The organism is Sphingopyxis sp. JAI128, assembly GCF_014207235.1.
In the GTDB taxonomy this organism is placed as follows: Bacteria; Pseudomonadota; Alphaproteobacteria; order Sphingomonadales; family Sphingomonadaceae; genus Sphingopyxis.
On the sequence record NZ_JACHDA010000006.1, the window covers coordinates 265,527 to 287,453 of the forward strand.

A 21,927-nucleotide genomic window follows, 5' to 3' on the forward strand; every position below is an offset into this window, starting at 1 on the left:
GGCGCGCGCATGTTTCAGGTTGCCGCCCTTTATCGTTTCGCGTCGTTCGACGATCCCGCCGCGCTGCGTCAGCCCTTGCTCGAACTGTGCGCGGCAGAGGGCATCAAGGGCACGCTGCTTCTCGCGCGAGAAGGGATCAATGGCACCATCGCCGGGACCGAGGCCGGGATCGCGGCCATCCTCGATCATATCCGTCGCCTTCCCGACTGCGCCGAACTCGACGTAAAATATTCGAGCGCCGCCGCGATGCCGTTTCAGCTGATGAAGGTGCGCTTGAAGAAAGAGATCGTCACGATGAAGGTGCCCGGGCTCGATCCCGCGCGCGAGGCCGCGCCCTATGTCGACCCCGCCGACTGGAACGCGCTGGTCGACGACCCTGACACGATACTTATCGACACGCGCAACGGCTTCGAGGTTGGCTATGGCAGTTTCGCGGGCGCGATCGACCCCGAAACGAAAAGCTTCGGCGACTTCCCCGCATGGTGGCGCGCCAACGCCGGTCGTTTCGCGGGCAAACGCGTCGCGATGTTCTGCACCGGCGGCATCCGCTGCGAAAAATCCACCGCTTTCCTGCGCCACGAGGGCGTCGAGGATGTGGTGCATTTGCGGGGCGGCATCCTTGCCTATCTCGAGCAGGTGCCTGCCGAGCAGAGCCGCTGGCACGGCAGTTGCTTCGTCTTCGACGAGCGGGTGAGTGTCGGGCACGGGCTCGTCGAGGTCGGTGAAAAGGAATAGAGGCTCGCGTCCGTCCCTCCCGCGGCGGGTGACGCGGAACGGGCTGGGTCTTACCCGATCGGAACCGACGGTTCAGCTTGCCGTCGTTGCATTCATCTGCCGGGCATAGCCGGCCTGCACCATCGCGCTCATCCGGTCGAACAGCGCGTCGGGATCGGCGCGGCGCATCGCGGCGATCGCTGCCTCGGCGCCCTCTGCCACGACCAGCTCGCGCGCGCCGGCATCGACCGCGGCGAGCATCTGTGCGGCAGCGTTGTCGGGGGACAGGCCGTTTTCGATCGCGGCGTCGCTTTCCCCGCGCTTGCTGCCGTCGGCGTTGAGCGCGTTGCGGCTGACGTTCGTGCGCACCGACCCGGGCGCGACGACCAGCACTTTCAGCCCCAGGTGCTCATTCTCCGCGCGGACTGCGTCATGATATCCGATGATGCCATGTTTCGCCGCCGAATAGGCGCTGCGCAGCGGCACGCCCGCGATGCCCGCGACGCTCGATATAGCGACGATCTGCCCGCCGCCCGCGCCGACCATGCGCGGCAGCAATTGCTGGGTGAGGGCGATCGGGGCGAGCAGGTCGACCCCGATGATCTGCTGGTACACCGAAAAATCGGTCTCGACCGCAAGGCTGCGCTGCGAAATGCCGGCATTGTTGACGAGGCCGTCGATCCGGCCCTGCCACGCCCAGGCCTGGTCGGCGATCGCGGGAAGGGCGGCATAGTCGGTCGCCTCGAACGGCAGGATCAGCGTTTCGGTCCCGCAGGCGGCGGCAACCTCGTCCAGCGCCGCGACATTGCGGCCTGACAGAATCAGTTTTGCGCCGCGCGCGCCCAGCGCGCGTGCCAGCGCTGCCCCGATGCCCGAAGAGGCCCCCGTGATCCACCAGATTTGATTTTCCATTTCGGCTCCCCATCTGTTGTTTCGTTTCAACCTGAAACGGGTGTGAAGGGCCGTCAAGGCGCCAACCCGCGGATTTTGGCGCGGGGGTGGTAATTTTATTGCGAATCTGTTATAATTGCCAACAACACGTCGATATTTTGCCTCTTCCCGTCACTGGGCTGGGGCATTTTTCGACGTTCCGATGGAGCCATATCCCTTGTCACTCTGACTGGCTAGCGCCGCCCGAATGGTAATCCACCTCCTCAAGGGGGCGGGATGCAGCGGTGTTGTCGTACTTTCAGATCGGGGTCAAGGTACAAGAAAAGGAATTTGCATGTCCGTGAACACGCTCTTGTTCGAAGTCGGTGATTATGTCGTTTATCCCAAACATGGCGTGGGGCGCGTCATCGAACTGCAACGGTCGGAAATCGCCGGAATGCAGCTCGAACTTTATGTCCTGCGCTTCGAAAAGGAAAAGATGACGCTTCGCGTGCCGACGAACAAGGCCGAAGGCGTGGGGATGCGCAAGCTGTCATCGGACAAGACGCTGAAGGAAGCGCTGCAGGTCCTGACCACCAAGCCGAAGGTGAAGCGTACCATGTGGTCGCGCCGCGCGCAGGAATATGAAGCGAAGATCAATTCGGGCGACCTCGTGTCGATCGCCGAAGTGACCCGCGACCTGTTCCGCGCCGACGATCAGCCCGAGCAGAGCTATTCGGAACGCCAGATCTTCGAAGCGGCGTCGAGCCGCCTCGCGCGCGAACTCGCCGCGATGGAAGAAAGCGACGAAAAGACGGCGCAGGCGAAGATCCTCCAGATCCTCAACGAGCATGCACCGCTCTACTACGCCGAAAAGGTGTAAAGGCTTCGCACAACAACAGACCAAAAGGGCGGTCCGCAAGGGCCGCCCTTTTCCTTTAGCCGCTCGCTGTCCGCCAATTTTCTTTCGTCATGCCGGACTTGATCCGGCATCCATCACGGCGCTGAAGCTGTGGACCCCGGATCAGGTCCGGGGTGACGAAGAGCAGGGAATGCTACGGATAAGTCGCACTGACGAAATAGAGCCCGTCGGGCGGGGCGTTGAGGCCTAGGGCGTTGCGGTCCGCCGCATCCAGCGCCGCTTTCAGGTCGCGCGCCGACCATTTGCTATAGCCGACGAGCGCGAGGCAACCGACCATGGACCGCACCTGATGATGCAGGAAACTGCGCGCCGCGGCTTCGACGATCACCTCGTCGCCGTGCCGGCTTACGGTCAGCCTGTCGAGCGTCTTCACCGGGCTTTGCGATTGGCAGTGCGCCGAGCGGAAGGTGGTGAAATCGTGGAGGCCGATCAGTTGCTGCGCCGCCGCGTGCATCGCATCGACGTCGAGCGGCTTGGCAACCTGCCACGACAGGCCCCTGTCCCATGTCAGCGGCGCGCGGCGGTTGACGATGCGATATTCGTAAGACCGTCCGATGCAGGCAAAGCGCGCGTGCCAGTCGTCGGCAACGACCTCGCACCCGACGATAGCGATCGGCGACGGGCGCAGCTGCGCATTCAGTGCCTCGGTGAGCTTGAACGGCGTCAGCTGCTTGTCGATATCGACATGCGCGCGCATCGCGATCGCATGCACGCCGGCGTCGGTGCGCCCCGCGCTCAGCACCTGCACCTCTTCGGCGGTGAAACGGTGGATCGCTTCCTCGACCGCCTGCTGGATGCTCGGGCCGTGCGCCTGCCGCTGCCAGCCCATGAACGGGCGGCCGTCATATTCGATGGTGAGGGCAAAGCGGGTCATGCGAGCATATGTCCTGAAATTTCGTCATGCCGGACTTGATCGGGCATCCACGAGGCTTGGCGCAGCTAGGGACCCCGGATCAAGTCCGGCGTGACGAAAAGGGGGAGGGGATTGTCATGCCAGCCGCGTGCCTTTCGGAATCGCGCGCCCGCGCAGCAGTTCGGCGGCGTCCATCGCGGGTTTGCCCGCGCGCTGGACGCGTGTCGCGCGGATCGCGCCGGGGTTGCACGCGATGGTGAGCGCATCGTCGAGCGTGACGCCGGGCGCGGCGCCGGCGACGGTGTCGGCGGGATGTAATACCTCGGCCGCAAGGATCTTGTAGCGCTCGCCGTCGAGTTCGAAAAAGGCGCCCGGCACCGGATTGAAGGCGCGTACCTGCCGTTCGACCTGCACCGCGCTGGTCAGGAAATCGAGCCGCGCCTCGCCCTTGTCGATCTTTGCGGCATAGGTGACGCCCTCGTCGGGCTGCGCTTCGGGCATGAAGGCGTGGAGTTCGCTCAGCGTCCTCACCATCATCAGCGCGCCCATTTCGGCGAGTTCGTCCGTCAAGGCGCCCGCACTCTTGCGCGCGACCGGCGTCTTCTCGACCAGCCGCATCGCGCCGGTGTCGAGCCCGGCATCCATCTGCATGATCGTCACGCCCGTTTCGGCGTCGCCCGCGAGGATCGCGCGCTGCACCGGCGCCGCGCCGCGCCAGCGTGGCAGGATCGAGCCATGGACGTTGAGGCAGCCTTCGCGCGGGGCGTCGAGGATCGCCTGCGGCAGGATCAGGCCATAGGCGGCGACCACCGCAACATCGAGGTCCAGCGCCGCGAACGCGGCCTGCGCCTCTTCATTCTTCAGGCTCTTCGGCGTGCGGACCGGCAGGCCCTGTTCCTCGGCCCAGATATGCACCGGGCTTTTCTGCAATTTCTTGCCACGCTGCGCGGGGCGCGGGGGCTGGCTGTAGACCGCCACGATCTCGTGCCCCGCCGCGTGGAGCGCGGCGAGCGTCGGCACCGCAAAGGGCGGCGTTCCCATGAAGGCGATGCGCATTGTCATTTCTCGCGCGCCGCTTAAGACCATCTGTCATGGCATCGCAAGAGATTGAAGCCCTCGTCCAGCAACTCGCCCGCCTGCCGGGGCTCGGCCCGCGCTCGGCGCGGCGCGCGGTGCTGCACCTGATGAAGAAGCGCGAGAGCAGCTTTGCGCCCTTGCTCGCTGCGCTGCAGACGGTGTCCGAACGGCTCGTCACCTGCACCATTTGCGGCAATGTCGACACGCAGGACCCTTGCGTAATCTGCGCCGACCCGCGCCGCGACGCGCGCAGCCTGTGCGTCGTCGAGGAAGTCTCCGATCTCTGGGCGCTCGACAAGTCGCGGCTGTTTCCGGGCAAATATCATGTGCTGGGCGGGCGACTGTCGGCGCTGGAGGGCGTGCGCCCGCAGGATCTCAGCATCGATGCCTTGGTGGCGCGCGTCGCCGCGGGTGGGATTGACGAGGTCGTGCTCGCGATGAACGCGACGCTGGAGGGCCAGACGACGGCGCACTATCTCGCCGAGCGGCTGGAGGGCTATCCGGTGCGGCTGACGCAGCTCGCGCATGGTTTGCCGGTGGGCGGAGAGCTCGATTATCTCGACGAGGGGACGCTGGCACAGGCACTCAGGGCGCGGCGGCCGGTGGGGTGATCCGCCTTTGGCTCATCACTTTCCTGTGCCTAACGGGCTGCGCATCGGCAGAAATCAAACCTACTAGCGATGAGATGGATCGTGTCGAGACGGTTCTTCAACAAGTACCATGCGTCGGTGATCTGGACGGGTGGGAACGACGCTACTTCTATCATCCCGAATTCTCGGACGAAGAAAACGCTCGTGCCCTCAAAGAAGATAGGATGTCTAGGCCGACCGGTTATGATCGTTCGCTCATTGAAGTTGATCTACGTGAAGCGAATTTCGGAGAGTTCCGCAGCGGACGGAGAAGCTATTCAGATTATCCGCCCGGATCGGCCGACAATGATGATCGGAAATACCGCATGGTGTTCGGAACTTACGATCTGAAAACGAGAAAGCTGAATCTCTATCACTGTGGCGCCAATATCGGGCCCCCTTGACCCCGGCCCCCCGCGATCATACCTGCACCCCATGGCCATCCTACCCATCATAGAGACCCCCGATCCGCGGCTGCGCGTCATTTCGAAGCCCGTCGAGACCTTCGATGCCGAGCTGAAGACGCTGGTCGCCGACATGTTCGAGACGATGTACGACGCCCCCGGCATCGGGCTCGCCGCGATCCAGGTCGGGGTGCCGAAACGCATCCTGGTGATCGATTTGCAAGAGCTCGATCCCGACGACGAAGAGGGCAAGAAGGTGATCCGCGAACCGCGCGTCTTCATCAACCCCGTCTTTTCGGACGAGAGCGAGGAGCATAGCGTCTATTCCGAAGGTTGCCTGTCGGTCCCCGAACAATATGCCGATGTGACGCGCCCCGCCGAGGTCACCGTCGACTGGCAGGACGAGGACGGCAAGCATCATCAGGAGCGCATGACCGGGCTGATGGCGACGTGCATCCAGCACGAGCACGACCATCTGGAAGGCATCCTCTTCATCGACCATCTGTCGCGGCTGAAGCGCGAGATGGTGCTGAAAAAGCTCGCGAAGCTGCGCAAGGCGGCGTGATCGGCCGCCCCCGCGCGGTGAGCCTTCCCGTATCGTCACCCCGGGCTTGACCCGGGGTCCATTGCAGCGGCGCCGCTATGGATGCCGGATCAAGTCCGGCATGACGATTTTGGGATAATCCCCGCTCACTCCGCCGCCTTCGCAACTCCCACCATCGCGGGGCGTAGCAGGCGATCCTTCATCATATAGCCCGCCTGCATTTCCTGCACGATCGTGCCGGGTTCCTTGTCGCTGGGGATTTCGAGCATCGCCTGATGCTGGTTCGGGTCGAGCGGCAGGCCGATCGCGGCGATGCGCGTGATGCCGTTGCGTTCGAAAACACTCAGCAGCTCGCGTTCGGTCGCCTCGAGCCCGGTGATCAGCGGCTTGATCCCCTCATCGGCGCGCTGTTCGTCGCTGAGTGCGGCGAGCGCGCGGCCGAGATTGTCGGCGACCGACAATATGTCGCGCGCGAATTTCGTCGCGGCATAGGCGTGCGCGTCGGCGATTTCCTTGTCCTTGCGCCGCGTGACATTCTGCGTCTCGGCGCGCGCATAGAGCAGGTCCTGCTGCAAGGCGGCGAGTTGTTCGGCAAGCTTCGCCGTTTCGTCCTGCGTCTCGGTCGCCGGGGTTTCGGCGGCGGTGTCTTCGGTAGCGCCGTCCTCGACGGGCGTATCATTTTCGATATTCGTCATAAACCTATCGTATCAGTCTTGAGAGCGATTGTGCGGTGAAATCCACCATGGGAACGATCCGGGCATAGTTCAAGCGCGTCGGGCCGATTACGCCCACGACACCGACCACGCGCCCGTCCGCGCCGCGATAGGGCGCCGCTATCACGGACGAGCCCGAAAGCGAGAATAATTTATTCTCCGACCCGATGAAAATCCGGGTTGCGCTGCCTTCGCGCGCGCTGTCGAGCAATTGCGCGATATCCTGTTTCGTCTCGAGCTCGTCGAGCAGTTGCCGCACGCGGTCGAGGTCGCCCACCGCGCTGTCGTCGAGCAAATTTGCCTGTCCGCGCACGATCAGCACGGGGCGGTCGGCGCCGTCCGACGACCAGATGGCGAGGCCGCGGCTGACGAGGTCCTGCGCGGCGCGGTCGATCGCGATGCGCTCGTCCTCGATCTCGCGCCGCACGCGGGCCATCGCTTCGGTCAGCGTCAGCCCGCCGAGCGTCGCGCTGATATAATTGCCCGCCTCGACCAGCGCCGAGGGGTTGAGCCCCGCAGGAATATCGATGACGCGATTCTCGACCGTTCCGTCACCCGCGACCAGCACGACAAGCGACTGGTTCGCCGACAAGGGCACGAAAGCGAGTTGCTTCAGCACGCGCTCATGCTTGGGGACGAGGACCAGGCCCGCGCAGGCCGACAGCCCCGACAGCGCCGAGGTGGCCTGCGCGAGCGCGCTTTCGATCGGGCCGCCTTCGGACAGGCTCGCCTCGATCTGCGCGCGGTCCTCGGCGCTGGGCTCGGCAACCTGCATCATCCCGTCGACGAAGAGGCGGAGTCCCTGTTCGGTCGGCAGACGGCCGGCGCTCGTGTGCGGGCTGGCGAGCAGCCCGAATTCCTCGAGATCCTGCATCACATTGCGGATCGACGCGGGCGACAGGTTGAGCGTGGCGAGCTTCGACAGCGTGCGCGACCCGACCGGCTGTCCGGTCTCCAGATAGGCATCGACCACCAGCCGGAACACATCGCGGGCGCGCGTGGTGAGTTCGGTGATCGGCGGCGTGGTCATGCGAAGGATTTAGGGATGGCGAGCGGCGGGGGCAAGCTATGCTCTGGCCAAGCCGGGTCCGCGCGGCTAAGCGCGCCGCACATATTACAGGAGAATCCCGACATGCGCCCTTCCGGCCGCGCGCCCGACCAGATGCGTTCCATCGCCATCGAGACCGAATTCACTATCCACGCCGAGGGCAGCGTCCTTGTCAGCTTCGGCAATACCAAGGTGCTGGTGACGGCCAGCGTCGACGAAAAGGTGCCGTCGTGGATGCGGGGCAAGGGCGCGGGCTGGGTGACGGCTGAATATGGCATGCTGCCTCGCGCGACGCATACGCGCGGCAGCCGCGAGGCGGCGAAAGGCAAGCAGTCGGGGCGGACGCAGGAAATCCAGCGGCTTATCGGCCGCAGCTTGCGCGCCGTCGTCGATATGAAAAAGCTCGGCGAGCGTCAGATCATCATCGACTGCGACGTGATCCAGGCCGACGGCGGCACGCGCACCGCGTCGATTTCGGGCGCGTGGGTCGCGATGCGGCTGGCGGTCGACAAGCTGCTCGCTGCAAAAACGATCGCCGAGGACCCGATCGAGGACAAGGTCGGCGCGATTTCGTGCGGTATGTACAAGGGCACGCCGGTGCTCGACCTCGATTATGACGAGGATTCGACGGCGGAGGCCGACGGCAATTTCGTGCTGACCGGCAAGGGCCGGATCGTCGAAGTGCAGGCGAGCGCCGAGGGGGCGACCTATGACGAAGAAGGCCTGCTCCGCCTTCTCCGCCTCGCACGCATCGGCTGCGGCGAGATTTTCGCGGCGCAGGACAAGGCGACGGGGCGCTAATTTCCCTTCGTCACCCCGGACTTGATCCGGGGTCCACGCGTTCATGGATGCCGGATCAAGTCCGGCATGACGAATTTCGAGAGGTTCGATGATGGCGCATCGCAAACTGCAACCCGGAAAGCTGGTGATCGCCAGCCACAATGCGGGCAAAGTGCGCGAAATTCGCGCGCTGCTCGAACCGTTTGGGATCGAGCCGGTGTCGGCGGGCGACCTGGGGTTACCCGAACCCCACGAGACGGGAACGACGTTCCGCGAAAACGCGCTACTGAAAGCGCATGCCAGCGCGTCGGCGTCGGGGCTGCCCGCGCTGGCCGACGACAGCGGGCTGGAGGTCGCGGCGCTTGGTGGCCGTCCCGGCGTGTACACCGCCGACTGGGCCGAGCGGCAGGCGTTCGAGGGCGGACCCGGCCGCGACTGGTATATGGCAATGGGCAAGGTCGAGGGGCTGCTGGCCGGACAGGGGGCGAACGTCGATCGCAGCGCCTGCTTCGTCTGCACCCTTGCGCTCGCCTGGCCCGACGGCCATGCCGAAGTGTTCGAGGGCCGCGCGCAAGGCAGCCTGACCTGGCCCCCGCGCGGACTGCTCGGTTTCGGTTATGATCCGGTATTTGTTCCAGTCGGTAACACGCTGACTTATGCGGAAATCGACCCAGCAGAGAAGCACTCGATCAGCCACCGCGCCGATGCGTTTGCCAAGCTGGTGGCTGGATCGTTTTGACGCTCCCGCCCGTCAGGGGCGAAATCTGATTTTCCCATCGACTTCGATGAAGCGAGACCGATCGCCTTTCTCCCGCATGTCCCACAATGCCTGTTTGCGGCACTCGGCATCTTGGTTACCACGACGGGCGACGAGCCTGCGCATTTCGTCATCGGCAAAGATTAGGTCATGGGCGCCATCAATGCTCACGCCAAATTTCTCGCGGGTCCGTTTGACCAGCTGAGCGAAATCCCCATTGGCAATATCCACAGCGCTTCTCCGGCCTCGCGTACAGGTGGCAAGCCTACTCATGCAGACAATTGATGAAAAGTGACTATATCGCCCCCCATGGCCGAACCGCTCGCCCTTTATGTCCATTGGCCGTTTTGCGTTTCGAAATGCCCTTATTGCGACTTCAACAGCCATGTGCGTGATCGCGTCGATCAGGCGGTGTGGCGCGATGCGTTGCTGGCCGATCTGCGGCATGAGGCGGCGTTGCTGCCGGATCGCCCGGTCGGCTCGATCTTTTTCGGCGGCGGCACGCCCAGCCTGATGCCCCCCGCGACCGTCGCGGCGGTGATCGCCGAAGCCAGCGCATTGTGGGGGCTCGCCGACGATGTCGAGATTACGCTGGAAGCGAACCCCAATTCGGTCGAAGTTGCCAATTTCGCCGATCTTGCCGCCGCGGGGGTCAATCGCGTTTCGATCGGCGTCCAAAGCTTCGATGCGCAAGCGCTTGAATTTCTGGGCCGCGCCCACAGCGAGGAGGAGGCACGGTGCGCGATATCGACCGCGCAGGCGCATTTCGCGCGCGTCAGCTTCGACCTGATCTACGCGCGGCCGGGCCAGACGCTCGCCGCATGGGAAGCCGAACTTTCGGATGCGCTTGCCTTCGGCACCGACCATCTCTCGCTCTACCAGCTCACCATCGAACCCGGCACACGCTTCGCGACGCTGGCGGCGAAAGGCGATCTCACCATCCCCGATGGCGATGCGGCCGCCGACCTGTTCGACGCGACGCAGGCGATGACCCGCGCCGCCGGCCTGCCGCGCTACGAAGTGTCGAATCATGCCCGCGTCGGGCAGGAAAGCCGACACAATCTCGCCTATTGGCACTACGCCGATTATGCGGGCGTCGGCCCCGGCGCGCACGGACGGCGACTGGCCCAGGCGACCGAACGGCACAAGAAGCCCGAGAATTTCATCGCCGCAGTGGCGCGCAACGGCCACGGGCTGAAAGTCGAGACCGACCTGCCGCCACACGAACGCGCGACCGAGGCGATGCTGATGGGGCTGCGGCTGACCGAAGGGATCGACCTGGCGCGGATCGAGGCGCGGAGCGGGCTGGAGCGCGCGGTATTTGTCGATGCAGATGCGGTGGCGCGGCTGGCGGGGCAGGGTCTGATGCGGCACGACGGCGACCGGCTTGCCGTGACCGGGGACGGCATATTGCTGCTCGACTCGATCCTTTCCGAGGTGGTGCGAACCGGCTAGGCTCTCTCGACGCGTTCGTGACGCGCGAAGTCGAGATACCCGTCGATCGCGCGCAGTGTCGAAGGGCATCTCGACTTCGCTCGATGCGAGCGGGAATGGGGACATGATTTGGCGCACGGCTTGATCCGCGATTGGGATGCCCATCTGGCGCATGAAAAGCGCCGGTCGGAGCATACGCGCCGCGCCTATATCGCGACGGCGGAGCGGTTCTGCGCATTCCTGTCGCGTCATCGCGGCGGTGCGGTCGACCCGGCGATGCTGAAAAGCCTGACCCCGAACGACCTGCGCGCCTATCTCGCCGAGCGCCGCGCCGAAGGATTGGGCAATGGGTCGGCGGCGCGCGAGCTTTCGGCGCTCCGGACCTTCCTGCGCTTCGTCGGCGGGTCGAACGCCAGCGTGCCGCAGATGCGCGGGCCGCGCGTCAAGAAGGGTCTGCCGCGACCGGTCGCGCCCGCCGAAGCGTTGCGGCTGGCGCAGGATGTCGAAGACAATGCACGCGAGGGCTGGGCTGGCGCGCGCGATTTCGCATTGCTGCTGCTGCTTTACGGAGCAGGGTTGCGCATCGGCGAAGCGCTGTCGCTGACCGGCGCGGCGCTGCCACTCGGCGATACGCTCCGCGTCACCGGCAAAAGAGCCAAGACGCGCATCGTGCCGATCCTGCCCGCGGTGGCAAAGGCGGTATCGCGCTATGTCGATGCCTGTCCTTACCCGATCGCGAAAGACACGCCGCTGTTCCTCGGCGCGCGGGGCGGACCGCTGGCCCCCGGAGTGGTGCGCGCCAATGTGCGGTCTGCGCGGCGCGCGCTCGGCCTGCCCGAACGCACGACCCCGCACGCGCTGCGCCACAGTTTCGCGACGCATTTGCTCGCGGGCGGCGCCGATCTCAGAAGCCTGCAGGAACTGCTCGGCCATGCGAGCCTCGCCTCGACGCAGGTCTATACCGCGGTCGACGCCGCGCATCTGCTCGACATCTACCGGTCGGCGCATCCGCGGGCTTGACGGGGAGCGATGTCGGTTTTGGGGTGGGTTCCCGACATTCGTCACCCCGGACTTGATCCGGGGTCCATGACTTCAACGCCGCGATGGATCCCGGATCAAGTCCGGGATGACGAGGAAGAGAATCCTCCCGTCGCGTAGCGATGGGGAGGTGGCAGCGGCGGAGCCGCTGACGGAGGGGCGTTCGCGCGACTTCGCCGCCCCTCCACCACCGCTTCGCGGTGGTCCCCCTCCCCACGGCTACGCCGCAGGGAGGATAAATGTCCGCTACCAGCGGAAGCCCGCCGTCCTCACCGCGCGCGAATGAACGCCCGCACATCTTCCGACAATTTGTGCCGATCCTCGTCGCGGATATACATCATGTGACCCGCACCATAGTAAGTGTACTGGATGCGGTCCTGCGGGATGCCGGTGCGCGACAGTGCATATTCGGCGGCAAAAAAGGGCGTCGCGAAATCATAATAGCCCTGCGCGACGAGGACCTTCAGCCCCGAATTTTCGCGCAGCGCCTGCCCGATATAGGGCGCGACGTTAAGATAGGCGTTGGTGTCGCGTCCGCCGAGGCGCCAGTCCCACTGGCCGCCGATCCGGCCGATCGACTGATATTCGCGGTCCGTCTTGAACCCCAGCCCGTCGCGGCTCCAGCTGTTGATCGCGGCGGTATAGCTCGCGTCGATGCCATAGAAGCTCGGATCATTGTCGGGCGTCTCGCCCGCGCTGTCGTAATCCTTGCCCGTATAGCGGCTGTCGAGGCGGCCGACGGTCAGCCCGCGGTCGCGGAGCAATTCCTTGTAGAAGCGGCTGGGCGTCACGCGCAGGTCGGCATTTTCGAGGAAAGTTTCGCCAAGCCCCGTGAAGCGCGAAAGCTCGCGGCGGATCGCGGCGCGTTCCTCGCCCTGCAATTTCTGCCCTTTGAGCAGCGCGCTGGCATAAGGGCCGATCGCCCATTGGCGCGCTTCCTCGGCAAAGGCTTCGGGCGACGAAGCCGTCGCCTTGCCGTGGTAGAGCGCGGTCACCGCCATCGACGGCAAGTTGGTGATCGGCGACAGCTCGTTGCCCGGCGTGTCGGCGCCCGCCGCGAAATCGAGCACGGTCGAGATCAGGATGATGCCGTTCAGGGCGACGTCATTATAGGTCTCGTTCATCAGCTGGTTGGCGACCGCGGCCGAGCGCGTCGTGCCATAGCTTTCGCCGCCAAGAAACTTGGGGCTGTTCCAGCGGCCATTGTCGTTCAGCCAGCGGCGGATCACCTCGGCGACCAGCTTGGCATCCTGCGTCACCCCATAATAATCCTTGGGGTCGGCCTTGCCGATCAGGTGCGAAAAGCCGGTGCCCGGCGGGTCGATGAACACGATGTCGGTGACGTCGAGCAGCGCGTCGGGATTGTCGACGATGGGGTAGGGCGGGGCGCCGTCGTCGACGCCGGTGCCGGGAATCGCGACGCGCTTCGGCCCGAACGCGCCCATCATCAGCCAGACGGTGCCCGAACCGGGGCCGCCGTTGAACAGGAAGGTGATCGGCCGGTTCGGGTCGCGCGGTTCCTTGACGTAGGAAGTGGTGACGACCGCAACTTCGGGCACGCCGTCCTTGTTCTTGATAATCGTCTCGCCGATCGTCGCGGCGTAATTGATCCGCTGACCGCCGAAGGTGCCGCTGAGTTTGGTGGTGCGGATTTGCGGTTCGTAGTCGGCGGCGGGCTTTTCGGCCTTCGCCTTGTCATCGGCAGGCTTGTCCTGCGCGTGGACGGCGGCCGGCGCGGCGGCGGCAAGCGCCAGGGCGATAAGCGACAGACCTGTTTTCATTGATATTTCTCCCCGTTGCGGGGCAGACCCTAAGCAGTGCAAAGGGGCGGGGCAAGGCCGCTCGTCGGAAAACGTATACGTTTTATCGAAGGGCTCAGGCTGCCTTTTTAGGCTGCACCGACAGTTCGAGGCCGAGGGCGTCGAGCACGGCCATCAGCGTTTCCAGCGTCGGATTACCATTCTCCGACAGCGCATTGTAAAGTGCTTGCCGACCGAGCCCCGATTTACGGGCGATCTCGCTCATGCCTTTCGAGCGGGCGACGTCGCCCAGCGCGCTGGCAATATGTTTCGGATCATTCCCTTCCATCGCCGCTTCGAGATAATAGAGGATATGCTCCTCGGTCGCGAGGTAGGTTGCTGCGTCAAAGGGTCGTAGCTCCGTCACGGCCTTCAATCTCTTCCTTCAACCGCTTGGCGCGGGCGACATCGTCAACCTGACTGCGCTTGTCGCCGCCGCAAAGCAGAATGACAAGCTCCTTGCCGCGCCGGAAGAAATAAACCCGATAGCCCGGCCCATAGTCGATCCGCATTTCGAAAACGCCGCCTTTGACGGACTTATGGTCTCCGAAATTGCCCTTCGACGCGCGTTTCAGACGATCAGCGATCTTGGCAACCGCGCGAACGTCCCGCAATGAACTAAGCCAACGGGCGAATTCGGTCGTTTCCGGCAGTCGGTAAGGCTGTCCTGTGTAGAGGACATTCTTGCTCATGTCAATTGTTTCCGCAAGTGAAGCGCGGCTGCGGGACCGCCGGGAATGCGAAGAAAAAGAAGGTTTCATGTCAGAACTTCCAAATCGCCGTAGCGATACAAAAGTGGCAGGCAGTTCTGACTAATCCCCGGCCTCGCCATTTCCGGCCGAGATCAACAATATAAACGATTGTCGTTCAGGTGCAATCTTTTGGTCTTTTTTACCGCCCCCACTTCGTCTTGCTCTGCTTCCCGAAGCGGCCTTTGCGCGTGCCCGGCTTGCCCTCGTTGCTCCGCCCCACGCGCGGCGCCACCTGCTGATCCGGCGGCAGGCCCAGTTCGTCGGCCTCGAGCTTGCGGATTTCGTCGCGCAGGCGGCCGGCTTCCTCGAATTCCAGGTCGGCGGCGGCGTCGCGCATCTTCTTTTCGAGCTCCTGGATGTAGGCGCGGAGGTTGTGGCCGACCATGTGCGCGGGCTTGTCGTCCCCGATGTCGATGACGACGCCGTCCTTCGACGCGACATGCGCGATGATGTCGCCGATGTTGCGCTTGATCGTCGTCGGGGTGATGCCGTGCTTGGCGTTATAGGCTTCCTGCTTTTCGCGGCGGCGGTCGGTCTCGCGCATCGCGCGTTCCATGCTGCCGGTGATGCGGTCGGCGTAAAGGATGACGCGGCCGTCGACGTTGCGTGCAGCACGGCCGATCGTCTGGACGAGGCTGGTTTCGCTGCGCAGGAAGCCTTCCTTGTCGGCGTCGAGAATCGCGACGAGCCCGCATTCGGGGATGTCGAGCCCTTCGCGCAGCAGGTTGATCCCCACGAGCACGTCGAACACCCCGAGCCGTAAATCGCGGATAATCTCGATGCGCTCCAATGTCTCGACGTCCGAATGCATGTAGCGGACCTTGAGCCCCGCCTCGTGGAGGAATTCGGTCAGATCCTCGGCCATGCGCTTGGTGAGCGTGGTGACGAGCGTGCGGTATCCCGCCGCCGCGGTCTTTTTCGCCTCGGCGATCAGGTCGTCGACCTGTTCCTCGACCGGCTTGATCTCGACCGGCGGGTCGATCAGGCCGGTCGGGCGGATCACCTGCTCGGCGAAGACGCCCTGCGTGCGGTCCATCTCCCACGTCCCCGGCGTCGCCGACACGCTCACCGTCTGCGGACGCATCATGTCCCATTCGGCGAAGCGCAGCGGGCGGTTGTCGATGCAACTCGGCAGGCGGAAGCCATATTCGGCCAGCGTGATCTTGCGGCGGTGATCCCCCTTCGACATCGCGCCGATCTGCGGGATCGTCTGGTGGCTCTCGTCGACGAAGAGCAGGGCGTTGTCGGGAAGATATTCAAACAGGGTCGGCGGCGGCTCGCCGGGCAGGCGGCCGGTCAGGAAGCGGCTGTAATTCTCGATCCCCGCGCAGCTTCCCGTCGCGGCGATCATCTCGAGGTCGAAATTGGTGCGTTGTTCGAGCCGCTGCGCCTCGAGCAGCCGGCCTTCGGCCTCCAGTTCCTTCAGCCGCTCGGCCAGTTCGTGACGGATCGCCTCGCTCGCCTGTTTGAGCGTCGGGCCGGGGGTGACATAGTGGCTGTTGGCATAGATACGGATGCTGTTGAGGTTCGCGATCTTCTTGCCGGTGAGCGGATCGAATTCGGTGATCTCCTCGATCTCGTCGCCGAAGAAGCTGACGCGCCATGCCATATCCTCATAATGCGACGGGAAGATTTCGAGGCTGTCGCCGCGGACGCGGAAATTGCCGCGCGCGAAGGCGGCGTCGTTGCGCTTGTATTGCAGCGCGACGAGCTTGCGGATGATCTCGCGATTGTCGGCGACCTGACCTTTCTTGAGGTCGAAGATCATCGCCGAGTACGTCTCGACCGACCCGATACCGTACAGGCACGATACCGACGCGACGATGATGACATCGTCGCGTTCGAGTAGCGCGCGCGTTGCCGAGTGGCGCATCCGGTCGATCGCCTCGTTCACGCTCGACTCCTTCTCGATATAGGTGTCGCTACGCGGCACATAGGCCTCGGGCTGGTAATAGTCGTAATAGCTGACGAAATATTCGACCGCATTGTTCGGAAAGAAGCTCTTGAATTCGCCATAGAGCTGCGCGGCGAGGATCTTGTTCGGCGCAAGGATGAGGGCAGGGCGCTGCAACTCGTCGATCACCTTGGCCATGGTGAAGGTCTTGCCCGATCCGGTGACGCCGAGCAGCACCTGGTCACGCTCGCCGGCGAGTGCGGTATCGACCAGTTCGCGGATCGCGGTCGGCTGGTCGCCCGCCGGCTCATAGTCGCTAACCAGTTCAAATCGCTTGCCGCCTTCGATCTTGTCGGGGCGGGCGGGGCGATGTGGGACATAGCCTTCGGCGGTGTCGATTTCGTCGAGCGAGGTGCGAATCTGGATTGCCATTACCACCAATATGGTATCGATTGCGGCCAACGACAATAATGGCGGTTGCAACCAAGTCGCAGCATCTGGGTCCTCCCATTTGCTCAGCAGGAGGATGAATAGATGAAGAAATTTCTGACGGTCGCCGCGATCGGCGCCCTCGTCGCTATGTCGGGTTGCGGCAAGAGCGAAAACGCCGACGGCCCGGTGAAGCGCGAAGCCGGCAATTGGAAAAACGAAGTCAAGCTGGTGAAGTTCGAAGTTCCCGGCATGCCCGCCGAGATGAAGGACGGCATGGCCAAGATGATGGAAAGCGCTGGCAGCATCGACCAGTGCCTGACTCAGGAACAGGCCGACAAGGAAGATATCGCCTCCGAAATCTCGAAAGCGCAGGCGGGCGGCGGCGATTGCAAATGGTCGAAGAACGACATCGCCGGCGGCAAGGTCGACATCGCGGGCACCTGCACCGCCAACGGTCAGACGGTCAACATGACGATGGCCGGCAATGTGACTGCGAAAAAGTCGGATATTGCGGTGACGATCAACGGCAAGACCCCGACGGGCAAACCGATGGAAATGGTCATCCAGACGAACAGCACGCACACGGGCCCGTGCAAAGCGGCCACGACCTGAACCGCCGCGCTCCTGCGCAAAATATTGGGGGCGTCGATGGAAATCGGCGCCCCTTTATTGCAGGCCACGCGCGGACGGGCATGGCGATGTTTGGCTATATGACGATGGGAACCGGCGACCTCGACGGCAACAAGCTCTGCGCATTCCGCATCGGCGCGGCTTGAATCTGGACGGCTGGATGGGGTGCCGCGCCACCCCGCTGCTGCTCGGCCTTGCCGCCGGGCTGGCTTTTTACCGCGAGCCACGCTGGCCGCGCGATTGACGACGATCCGGGCAAGCGCGTCGTCGGGCTGGTCTTTGCCGGCCATCATGGTCGCCGCGCTGGCGCCGCGCCTGTGGCCGCGCCGCGCTGGCCTGACCGAATGGATGAAGAGGGGGTCGACTTGCCGGGCGGACGGACAGGTGGGGCTGTCGGGCCGCCCGGCGAAGTCTTGGAATGAAGCCGGAGGGGGGTTGAAAAGTGCCAGGGACCAGCTCGCACCTTTCGCCTTTCGGCCTCAATGCCGCGCCATCGTAGGAATGTCGCGACGCCCGAAAAGATGACACAATTTGACACGCGCGGCAGTTACAAGGGGTCACATGCCGGAATGTCGCCGTTTGATAACCAAATCTTAACCCGATTTCCCTTTTTTCCGGGCGGATTGGCGTGCGGGTTTTCTTCTGATATGCGGTTCGGCCCGCCTGTTACCGTTACGTGGAAGTAACAATGGCTGGTCGCACCCGACGATTGGCGTATCTACCGCCCCGCCCGTCGGGGGCATTTGAGGGTAGCATGGACCACGCGAAAGCGAATGAGGCACAGAGTTCGGCCGAGACCGACCGGATCATCGCAGAGGAGCTCGAGCGACTGCTCGAGTCCCCGATGTTCGTCCGTTCGCCCGTGCTGTCGCGGCTGCTGCAATTCCTTGTCGAACATCGCCTTCGCGGTGGGCGCAGCGCGCCGAAAGCCTATGCCATCGCGACCGAGGCGCTGGGCCGGAGCGAGGATTTCGACCCCGCGGTCGACAGCTATCCGCGTGTCATGGTCGGCCGGTTGCGCACGCTGCTCGACCGATATTATGCCGATACGCCCTGGATCCACCGGCTGCGCGTGCCGCAAGGCAGTTACGAGGTTGTCGTGCAGCATCGGTCGGCGCCGCCGATGCGTTCGTCCGACGATGCCGCGGGCGGCGATGACGTCAAGGCAGCGGCCGCCGCGGGGAGCCCGGACCGGCCCGTCGGGGGGGCGTTGCGTCCTTCGGCCAGCGGGCCTGCCTTCGGCCGCTGGCTGGTCGTCCTTGCCCTGTTGATCGTCGCGCTGTCGGCGCTCTGGACGCTGCGCGGCGGGCCGGGACGCCTGTTCGTGGGCGAGCCGGTACCTGTCCCGCTGATCGAGATCAGCGCCCCTCAGGCAGGAAATTCGCCGGAATCGCGCGCGCTGGCACGGGCGCTGGACGGAAAGCTGCGCGACGGCCTGCGGCGATTCGCGCTGGTGGATCTGCTCAGTGCGAAGGCGCCGGGCGCCGCGACGCCGCGGACGGGCGACTATCGGCTCGACGCGTCGCTGGTGCGCCGGATCGACGGAAGCTCCGATATCACGCTGGTGCTCAACCGCGTGGCCGACCAGCGCACCATCTGGTCGCAACTATTGCGGGTGGGCGACGAGGATACGCCCGAATATACGGGGTTGGAGCCCGCGATCGCGCAGATCGCGGGCGATTATGGGGTGATCGTGCGCGACCAGGTCGAGCGCCAGCCCGACAATTTTTCGGCGGGTTATCCCTGCCTTGCCCAGTTCAACAGGGTGCGCCAGCTTCGCAATAAGGCTTCGGTCAAGCAGGTCGATTCCTGCCTGCGGGCGACATTGCGGGGCAATCCCCGCGATTCGGCCGCGCTCGCGGCGCTGTCGCTGCTCCGCTACGGCGACTGGCAACCGGCGCGCGGGACCGCTGCAGGCAGCGAGGCCTTGACCGAGGCGCGCTCGTTGGCGGAGCGCTCCTATGAGAGCAGCCCCAATGCGGCGGCCGGCCTGTTCGCGATGGCGCGCGCGCATTTCTATGCCGGCAATTGCGCCGCGGGTAATGCGATGGGCGACGCGGCGCTGGCGCTCAATCGCTATGACGCTGACATGTCGGGTTTCCTTGGCCTGTTCAAGGTTTCGTGCGCGATGATGCCCGAGGGCGAGGCGCTGCTCCGGCGGTCGCTTGCGCTCGACTCTTCCCATCCGGGGGTCCCGGCGGTGACGTTGGCGTTCATCCTGTCGCAGCGCGGCGAGCAGGAGGAGGCGCAGTCGATCCTAAACCATATGCCGTCGCCCACCAACATGGAGCCGCAATATATGATGGTGCGCTCGATCGTGCTCGCCCGGCGCGGCCGGTTGCCGGAAGCGCGGGCGCAGTGGCGGCAACTGCTCGATTACACGCGGCAGCCTGCCAGCGCCGCGCCTGAAGTGGTGGTGAGCCGCTTTGTCATCGCCCCGGTCGTCGTCCAGCGCGCGGCGGCGGCGCTGCGCGAATCGGGCGTGGTGCCGGCCCCTGCCGCGCGTTGACGGCGTCGCGTCCCGCGGCGGGCCGCGACCGGCGCGCCGGTTCGACCTTGAAGGCGGCGGAGGCATTGCCTATTTCGGCAATCGCGTGCCGGAAGGGACAGAAAGGGACAGGGCCGGCACAAGCTATTTGCGGAGGATGTCCGGGTCGATACGACGGTTGGCCGAACGGTCGATGCCAGACCTCTTGCCAGCCCTGCCCACGCGCACTAGGGCAATTTTCAACATTCACGAACAGGTCAGAAAAAAGGAACTGTGCATGAGCGATTCGGCCGAAAAGGTTAAAAAGATCGTCGTCGAACATCTGGGCGTCGAAGCCGACAAGGTTACCGAGGAAGCGAGCTTCATCGACGATCTGGGCGCCGACAGCCTCGACATCGTCGAACTGGTGATGGCGTTCGAAGAAGAATTCGGCGTCGAAATCCCCGACGATGCGGCGGAAAAGATCGCCACCGTCAAGGACGCGATCGACTATATCGAAGCGAACAAGGGCTGATCGAGCCCGTCCGGCGTTGCCGGACGCGGCGGCGACGCCGTCAATGCGTTTCCGGCTTCCCGGTCCATGGCCCCGCGCCCTGTGACCGGGGAGCTTTTTTTATGCGCGATGTTTCTCTAGAAGCGCGCCGAACGAATTGATGCGGGTCGCTGCGGGGGCAGGGGCCGATGAAAGGAATGAATATGCGCCGGGTTGTGGTGACGGGTTTGGGTTTGGTGACGCCGCTCGGCGGCGATGTCGAAACCAGCTGGAAAAATCTGATCGCGGGCAAATCGGGCGCCGGCACGATCACCCATTTCGACGCGTCGGACCAGAAATGCACGATCGCGTGCGAGGTCAAGGGTCCCGATCACGAATATGGCTTCGATCCGGGCAAGCGCGTCGACCACAAGGTCCAGCGCCAGGTCGATCCCTTCATCATCTTTGGTATCGACGCCGCGGGACAGGCGCTCGAAGACGCCGGCCTGACCGAGATGACCGAGGAGCAGAAGGCGCGTGCCGGCTGCTCGATCGGATCGGGCATCGGCGGCTTGCCGGGCATCGAAAGCGAAAGCCTGCTGCTCGCCGAAAAGGGTCCGGGCCGCGTCTCGCCTCACTTCGTCCATGGACGCCTGATCAACCTGATCTCGGGCCAGGTCAGCATCAAATACGGCCTGAAGGGCCCCAACCATGCCGTCGTCACCGCCTGCTCGACCGGCGCGCATTCGATCGGCGACGCGGCGCGGATGATCCGCGACGACGATGCCGACATCATGCTCGCGGGCGGCGCCGAGGCGACGATCTGCCCGATCGGCATCGCGGGTTTCGCGCAGGCGCGCGCGCTCAACATGAGCTATAACGATCGTCCCGAACAGGCGAGCCGTCCCTATGACAAGGACCGCGACGGCTTCGTGATGGGCGAGGGCGCGGGCGTCGTCGTGCTCGAGGAATATGAGCATGCCAAGGCGCGCGGCGCCAAAATCTATGCCGAAGTCGTGGGTTACGGCCTGTCGGGCGACGCCTATCACGTCACCGCGCCCGATCCCGAAATGGACGGCGCTTTCCGCTCGATGAGCGCGGCGCTCAAGAAAGCGGGCATGACCCCCGCCGACATCGACTATATCAACGCCCATGGCACTTCGACGATGGCCGACACGATCGAACTCGGCGCGGTGAAGCGCCTGTTCGGCGACGCGATGAACAATGTGTCGATGAGCTCGACCAAGTCGGCGATCGGTCACTTGCTCGGCGGCGCGGGCGCGGTCGAGACAATCTTCTGCATCCTCGCGATCCGCGACCAGATCGTGCCCCCGACGCTCAATCTCGACAATCCCGACGAAGGCACCGAGGGCGCCGACCTCGTGCCCAAGGTCGCGAAGAAGCGCAAGGTCAAGGCCGCGCTCAACAACAGCTTCGGTTTCGGCGGCACCAACGCGAGTTTGATCGTGAAAGCGGTTGAAGACTGAACTTTCCATCCTCCCTGTGGCGCAGCCATGGGGAGGGGGACCGTCGCCGCAGGCGATATGGTGGAGGGGCGCGGCGCCGCGCCATAGGCCCCTTCGTCAGCGCGCCGCGCTGCCACCTCCATGGCTGCGCCACAGGGAGGATGAAAAGCCTCTTTCCTACATTGCGCGGCCATGCTCTAGCAGCAGGGAG

23 protein-coding genes are annotated in these 21,927 nt (G+C 64.4%); 13 read left to right on the plus strand and 10 right to left on the minus strand.

Features of this window, described 5'->3' with window-relative positions:
• Positions 1-9: 9 nt before the first annotated feature.
• Positions 10-735: a rhodanese-related sulfurtransferase gene (locus HDC35_RS15785; RefSeq protein WP_184648325.1), complete on the plus strand. Its 726-nt coding sequence runs from the start codon at positions 10-12 to the stop codon at positions 733-735.
• A 72-nt stretch (positions 736-807) separates the two neighbouring features.
• On the opposite strand, the gene HDC35_RS15790 is transcribed toward HDC35_RS15785, so the two are convergent.
• Complete coding sequence (locus HDC35_RS15790) at positions 808-1,626, minus strand: SDR family NAD(P)-dependent oxidoreductase (RefSeq protein WP_184648326.1); 819 nt, start codon at positions 1,624-1,626, stop codon at positions 808-810.
• A gap of 313 nt (positions 1,627-1,939) precedes the next feature.
• On the opposite strand from HDC35_RS15790, the gene HDC35_RS15795 reads away from it, so the two are divergent.
• The gene (locus HDC35_RS15795; RefSeq protein ID WP_058802493.1) at positions 1,940-2,467 is read left to right on the plus strand and encodes a CarD family transcriptional regulator; all 528 of its coding nucleotides are present in this window, start codon (positions 1,940-1,942) and stop codon (positions 2,465-2,467) included.
• Between the two features lie 172 nt (positions 2,468-2,639).
• Here HDC35_RS15795 and truA read toward each other — a convergent pair whose 3' ends face one another.
• Entirely contained in the window at positions 2,640-3,380 is a 741-nt protein-coding gene (truA, locus tag HDC35_RS15800) for a tRNA pseudouridine(38-40) synthase TruA (RefSeq protein WP_184648327.1), read from the minus strand.
• A 114-nt stretch (positions 3,381-3,494) separates the two neighbouring features.
• On the minus strand, positions 3,495-4,415 hold the full coding sequence (fmt, locus tag HDC35_RS15805; protein ID WP_184648374.1) for a methionyl-tRNA formyltransferase: 921 nt from the start codon (positions 4,413-4,415) through the stop codon (positions 3,495-3,497).
• A gap of 35 nt (positions 4,416-4,450) precedes the next feature.
• Here fmt and recR point away from each other — a divergent pair, with 35 nt between their 5' ends.
• From recR to def, 3 genes are read left to right on the plus strand one after another with little or no spacing between them, the layout of a single operon-like run.
• Positions 4,451-5,047 (plus strand): recombination mediator RecR, encoded by a 597-nt coding sequence (recR, locus tag HDC35_RS15810; protein ID WP_184648328.1) that lies wholly within the window; start codon positions 4,451-4,453, stop codon positions 5,045-5,047.
• Positions 5,044-5,469: a hypothetical protein gene (locus tag HDC35_RS15815; protein ID WP_184648329.1), complete on the plus strand. Its 426-nt coding sequence runs from the start codon at positions 5,044-5,046 to the stop codon at positions 5,467-5,469. The genes recR and HDC35_RS15815 overlap by 4 nt, the downstream gene beginning before the upstream one ends.
• A gap of 31 nt (positions 5,470-5,500) precedes the next feature.
• A complete protein-coding gene (def, locus tag HDC35_RS15820) occupies positions 5,501-6,034 on the plus strand; it encodes a peptide deformylase (RefSeq protein WP_184648330.1) in 534 nt (177 codons plus the stop codon).
• 125 nt (positions 6,035-6,159) lie between these two features.
• Here the strand turns inward: def and grpE are convergent, their stop codons facing one another.
• Both grpE and hrcA read right to left on the minus strand, forming a co-directional pair.
• Positions 6,160-6,708, minus strand: coding sequence for a nucleotide exchange factor GrpE (grpE, locus tag HDC35_RS15825; RefSeq protein ID WP_184648331.1), 549 nt, complete (start codon positions 6,706-6,708; stop codon positions 6,160-6,162).
• A gap of 4 nt (positions 6,709-6,712) precedes the next feature.
• Entirely contained in the window at positions 6,713-7,756 is a 1,044-nt protein-coding gene (hrcA, locus tag HDC35_RS15830; RefSeq protein ID WP_184648332.1) for a heat-inducible transcriptional repressor HrcA, read from the minus strand.
• A gap of 102 nt (positions 7,757-7,858) precedes the next feature.
• On the opposite strand from hrcA, the gene rph reads away from it, so the two are divergent.
• Together rph and rdgB are read left to right on the plus strand one after the other, a co-directional pair.
• On the plus strand, positions 7,859-8,575 hold the full coding sequence (rph, locus tag HDC35_RS15835) for a ribonuclease PH (protein WP_184648333.1): 717 nt from the start codon (positions 7,859-7,861) through the stop codon (positions 8,573-8,575).
• Between the two features lie 91 nt (positions 8,576-8,666).
• A complete protein-coding gene (rdgB, locus tag HDC35_RS15840; RefSeq protein ID WP_184648375.1) occupies positions 8,667-9,293 on the plus strand; it encodes an RdgB/HAM1 family non-canonical purine NTP pyrophosphatase in 627 nt (208 codons plus the stop codon).
• A 12-nt stretch (positions 9,294-9,305) separates the two neighbouring features.
• Here the strand turns inward: rdgB and HDC35_RS15845 are convergent, their stop codons facing one another.
• On the minus strand, positions 9,306-9,542 hold the full coding sequence (locus tag HDC35_RS15845) for a hypothetical protein (RefSeq protein ID WP_184648334.1): 237 nt from the start codon (positions 9,540-9,542) through the stop codon (positions 9,306-9,308).
• Between the two features lie 78 nt (positions 9,543-9,620).
• Here HDC35_RS15845 and hemW point away from each other — a divergent pair, with 78 nt between their 5' ends.
• Entirely contained in the window at positions 9,621-10,766 is a 1,146-nt protein-coding gene (hemW, locus tag HDC35_RS15850) for a radical SAM family heme chaperone HemW (protein WP_184648376.1), read from the plus strand.
• 108 nt (positions 10,767-10,874) lie between these two features.
• Positions 10,875-11,765 carry a tyrosine recombinase XerC gene (locus HDC35_RS15855; RefSeq protein ID WP_184648335.1) on the plus strand — a complete coding sequence of 297 codons (891 nt, stop codon included), beginning with the start codon at positions 10,875-10,877 and terminating at the stop codon, positions 11,763-11,765.
• A gap of 287 nt (positions 11,766-12,052) precedes the next feature.
• Here HDC35_RS15855 and HDC35_RS15860 read toward each other — a convergent pair whose 3' ends face one another.
• The 4 genes from HDC35_RS15860 to uvrB form a co-directional block, all read right to left on the minus strand.
• Entirely contained in the window at positions 12,053-13,564 is a 1,512-nt protein-coding gene (locus HDC35_RS15860; RefSeq protein WP_184648336.1) for a S10 family peptidase, read from the minus strand.
• Positions 13,565-13,658: 94 nt separating this feature from the next.
• Entirely contained in the window at positions 13,659-13,949 is a 291-nt protein-coding gene (locus tag HDC35_RS15865; RefSeq protein ID WP_184648337.1) for an addiction module antidote protein, read from the minus strand.
• Positions 13,927-14,343, minus strand: coding sequence for a type II toxin-antitoxin system RelE/ParE family toxin (locus HDC35_RS15870; RefSeq protein ID WP_311770784.1), 417 nt, complete (start codon positions 14,341-14,343; stop codon positions 13,927-13,929). The genes HDC35_RS15865 and HDC35_RS15870 overlap by 23 nt, the downstream gene beginning before the upstream one ends.
• 130 nt (positions 14,344-14,473) lie before the next feature.
• The gene (uvrB, locus tag HDC35_RS15875) at positions 14,474-16,660 is read right to left on the minus strand and encodes an excinuclease ABC subunit UvrB (RefSeq protein ID WP_184648338.1); all 2,187 of its coding nucleotides are present in this window, start codon (positions 16,658-16,660) and stop codon (positions 14,474-14,476) included.
• 102 nt (positions 16,661-16,762) lie between these two features.
• Here uvrB and HDC35_RS15880 point away from each other — a divergent pair, with 102 nt between their 5' ends.
• The 4 genes from HDC35_RS15880 (at position 16,763) to fabF (ending at position 21,737) form a co-directional block, all read left to right on the plus strand.
• Positions 16,763-17,272: a DUF3617 domain-containing protein gene (locus tag HDC35_RS15880; protein WP_184648339.1), complete on the plus strand. Its 510-nt coding sequence runs from the start codon at positions 16,763-16,765 to the stop codon at positions 17,270-17,272.
• A 772-nt stretch (positions 17,273-18,044) separates the two neighbouring features.
• The gene (locus HDC35_RS15885) at positions 18,045-19,799 is read left to right on the plus strand and encodes a M48 family metallopeptidase (protein ID WP_184648340.1); all 1,755 of its coding nucleotides are present in this window, start codon (positions 18,045-18,047) and stop codon (positions 19,797-19,799) included.
• Positions 19,800-20,055: 256 nt separating this feature from the next.
• Complete coding sequence (locus tag HDC35_RS15890; protein ID WP_003039428.1) at positions 20,056-20,292, plus strand: acyl carrier protein; 237 nt, start codon at positions 20,056-20,058, stop codon at positions 20,290-20,292.
• Between the two features lie 182 nt (positions 20,293-20,474).
• On the plus strand, positions 20,475-21,737 hold the full coding sequence (fabF, locus tag HDC35_RS15895) for a beta-ketoacyl-ACP synthase II (RefSeq protein ID WP_184648341.1): 1,263 nt from the start codon (positions 20,475-20,477) through the stop codon (positions 21,735-21,737).
• Positions 21,738-21,927: the final 190 nt, after the last annotated feature.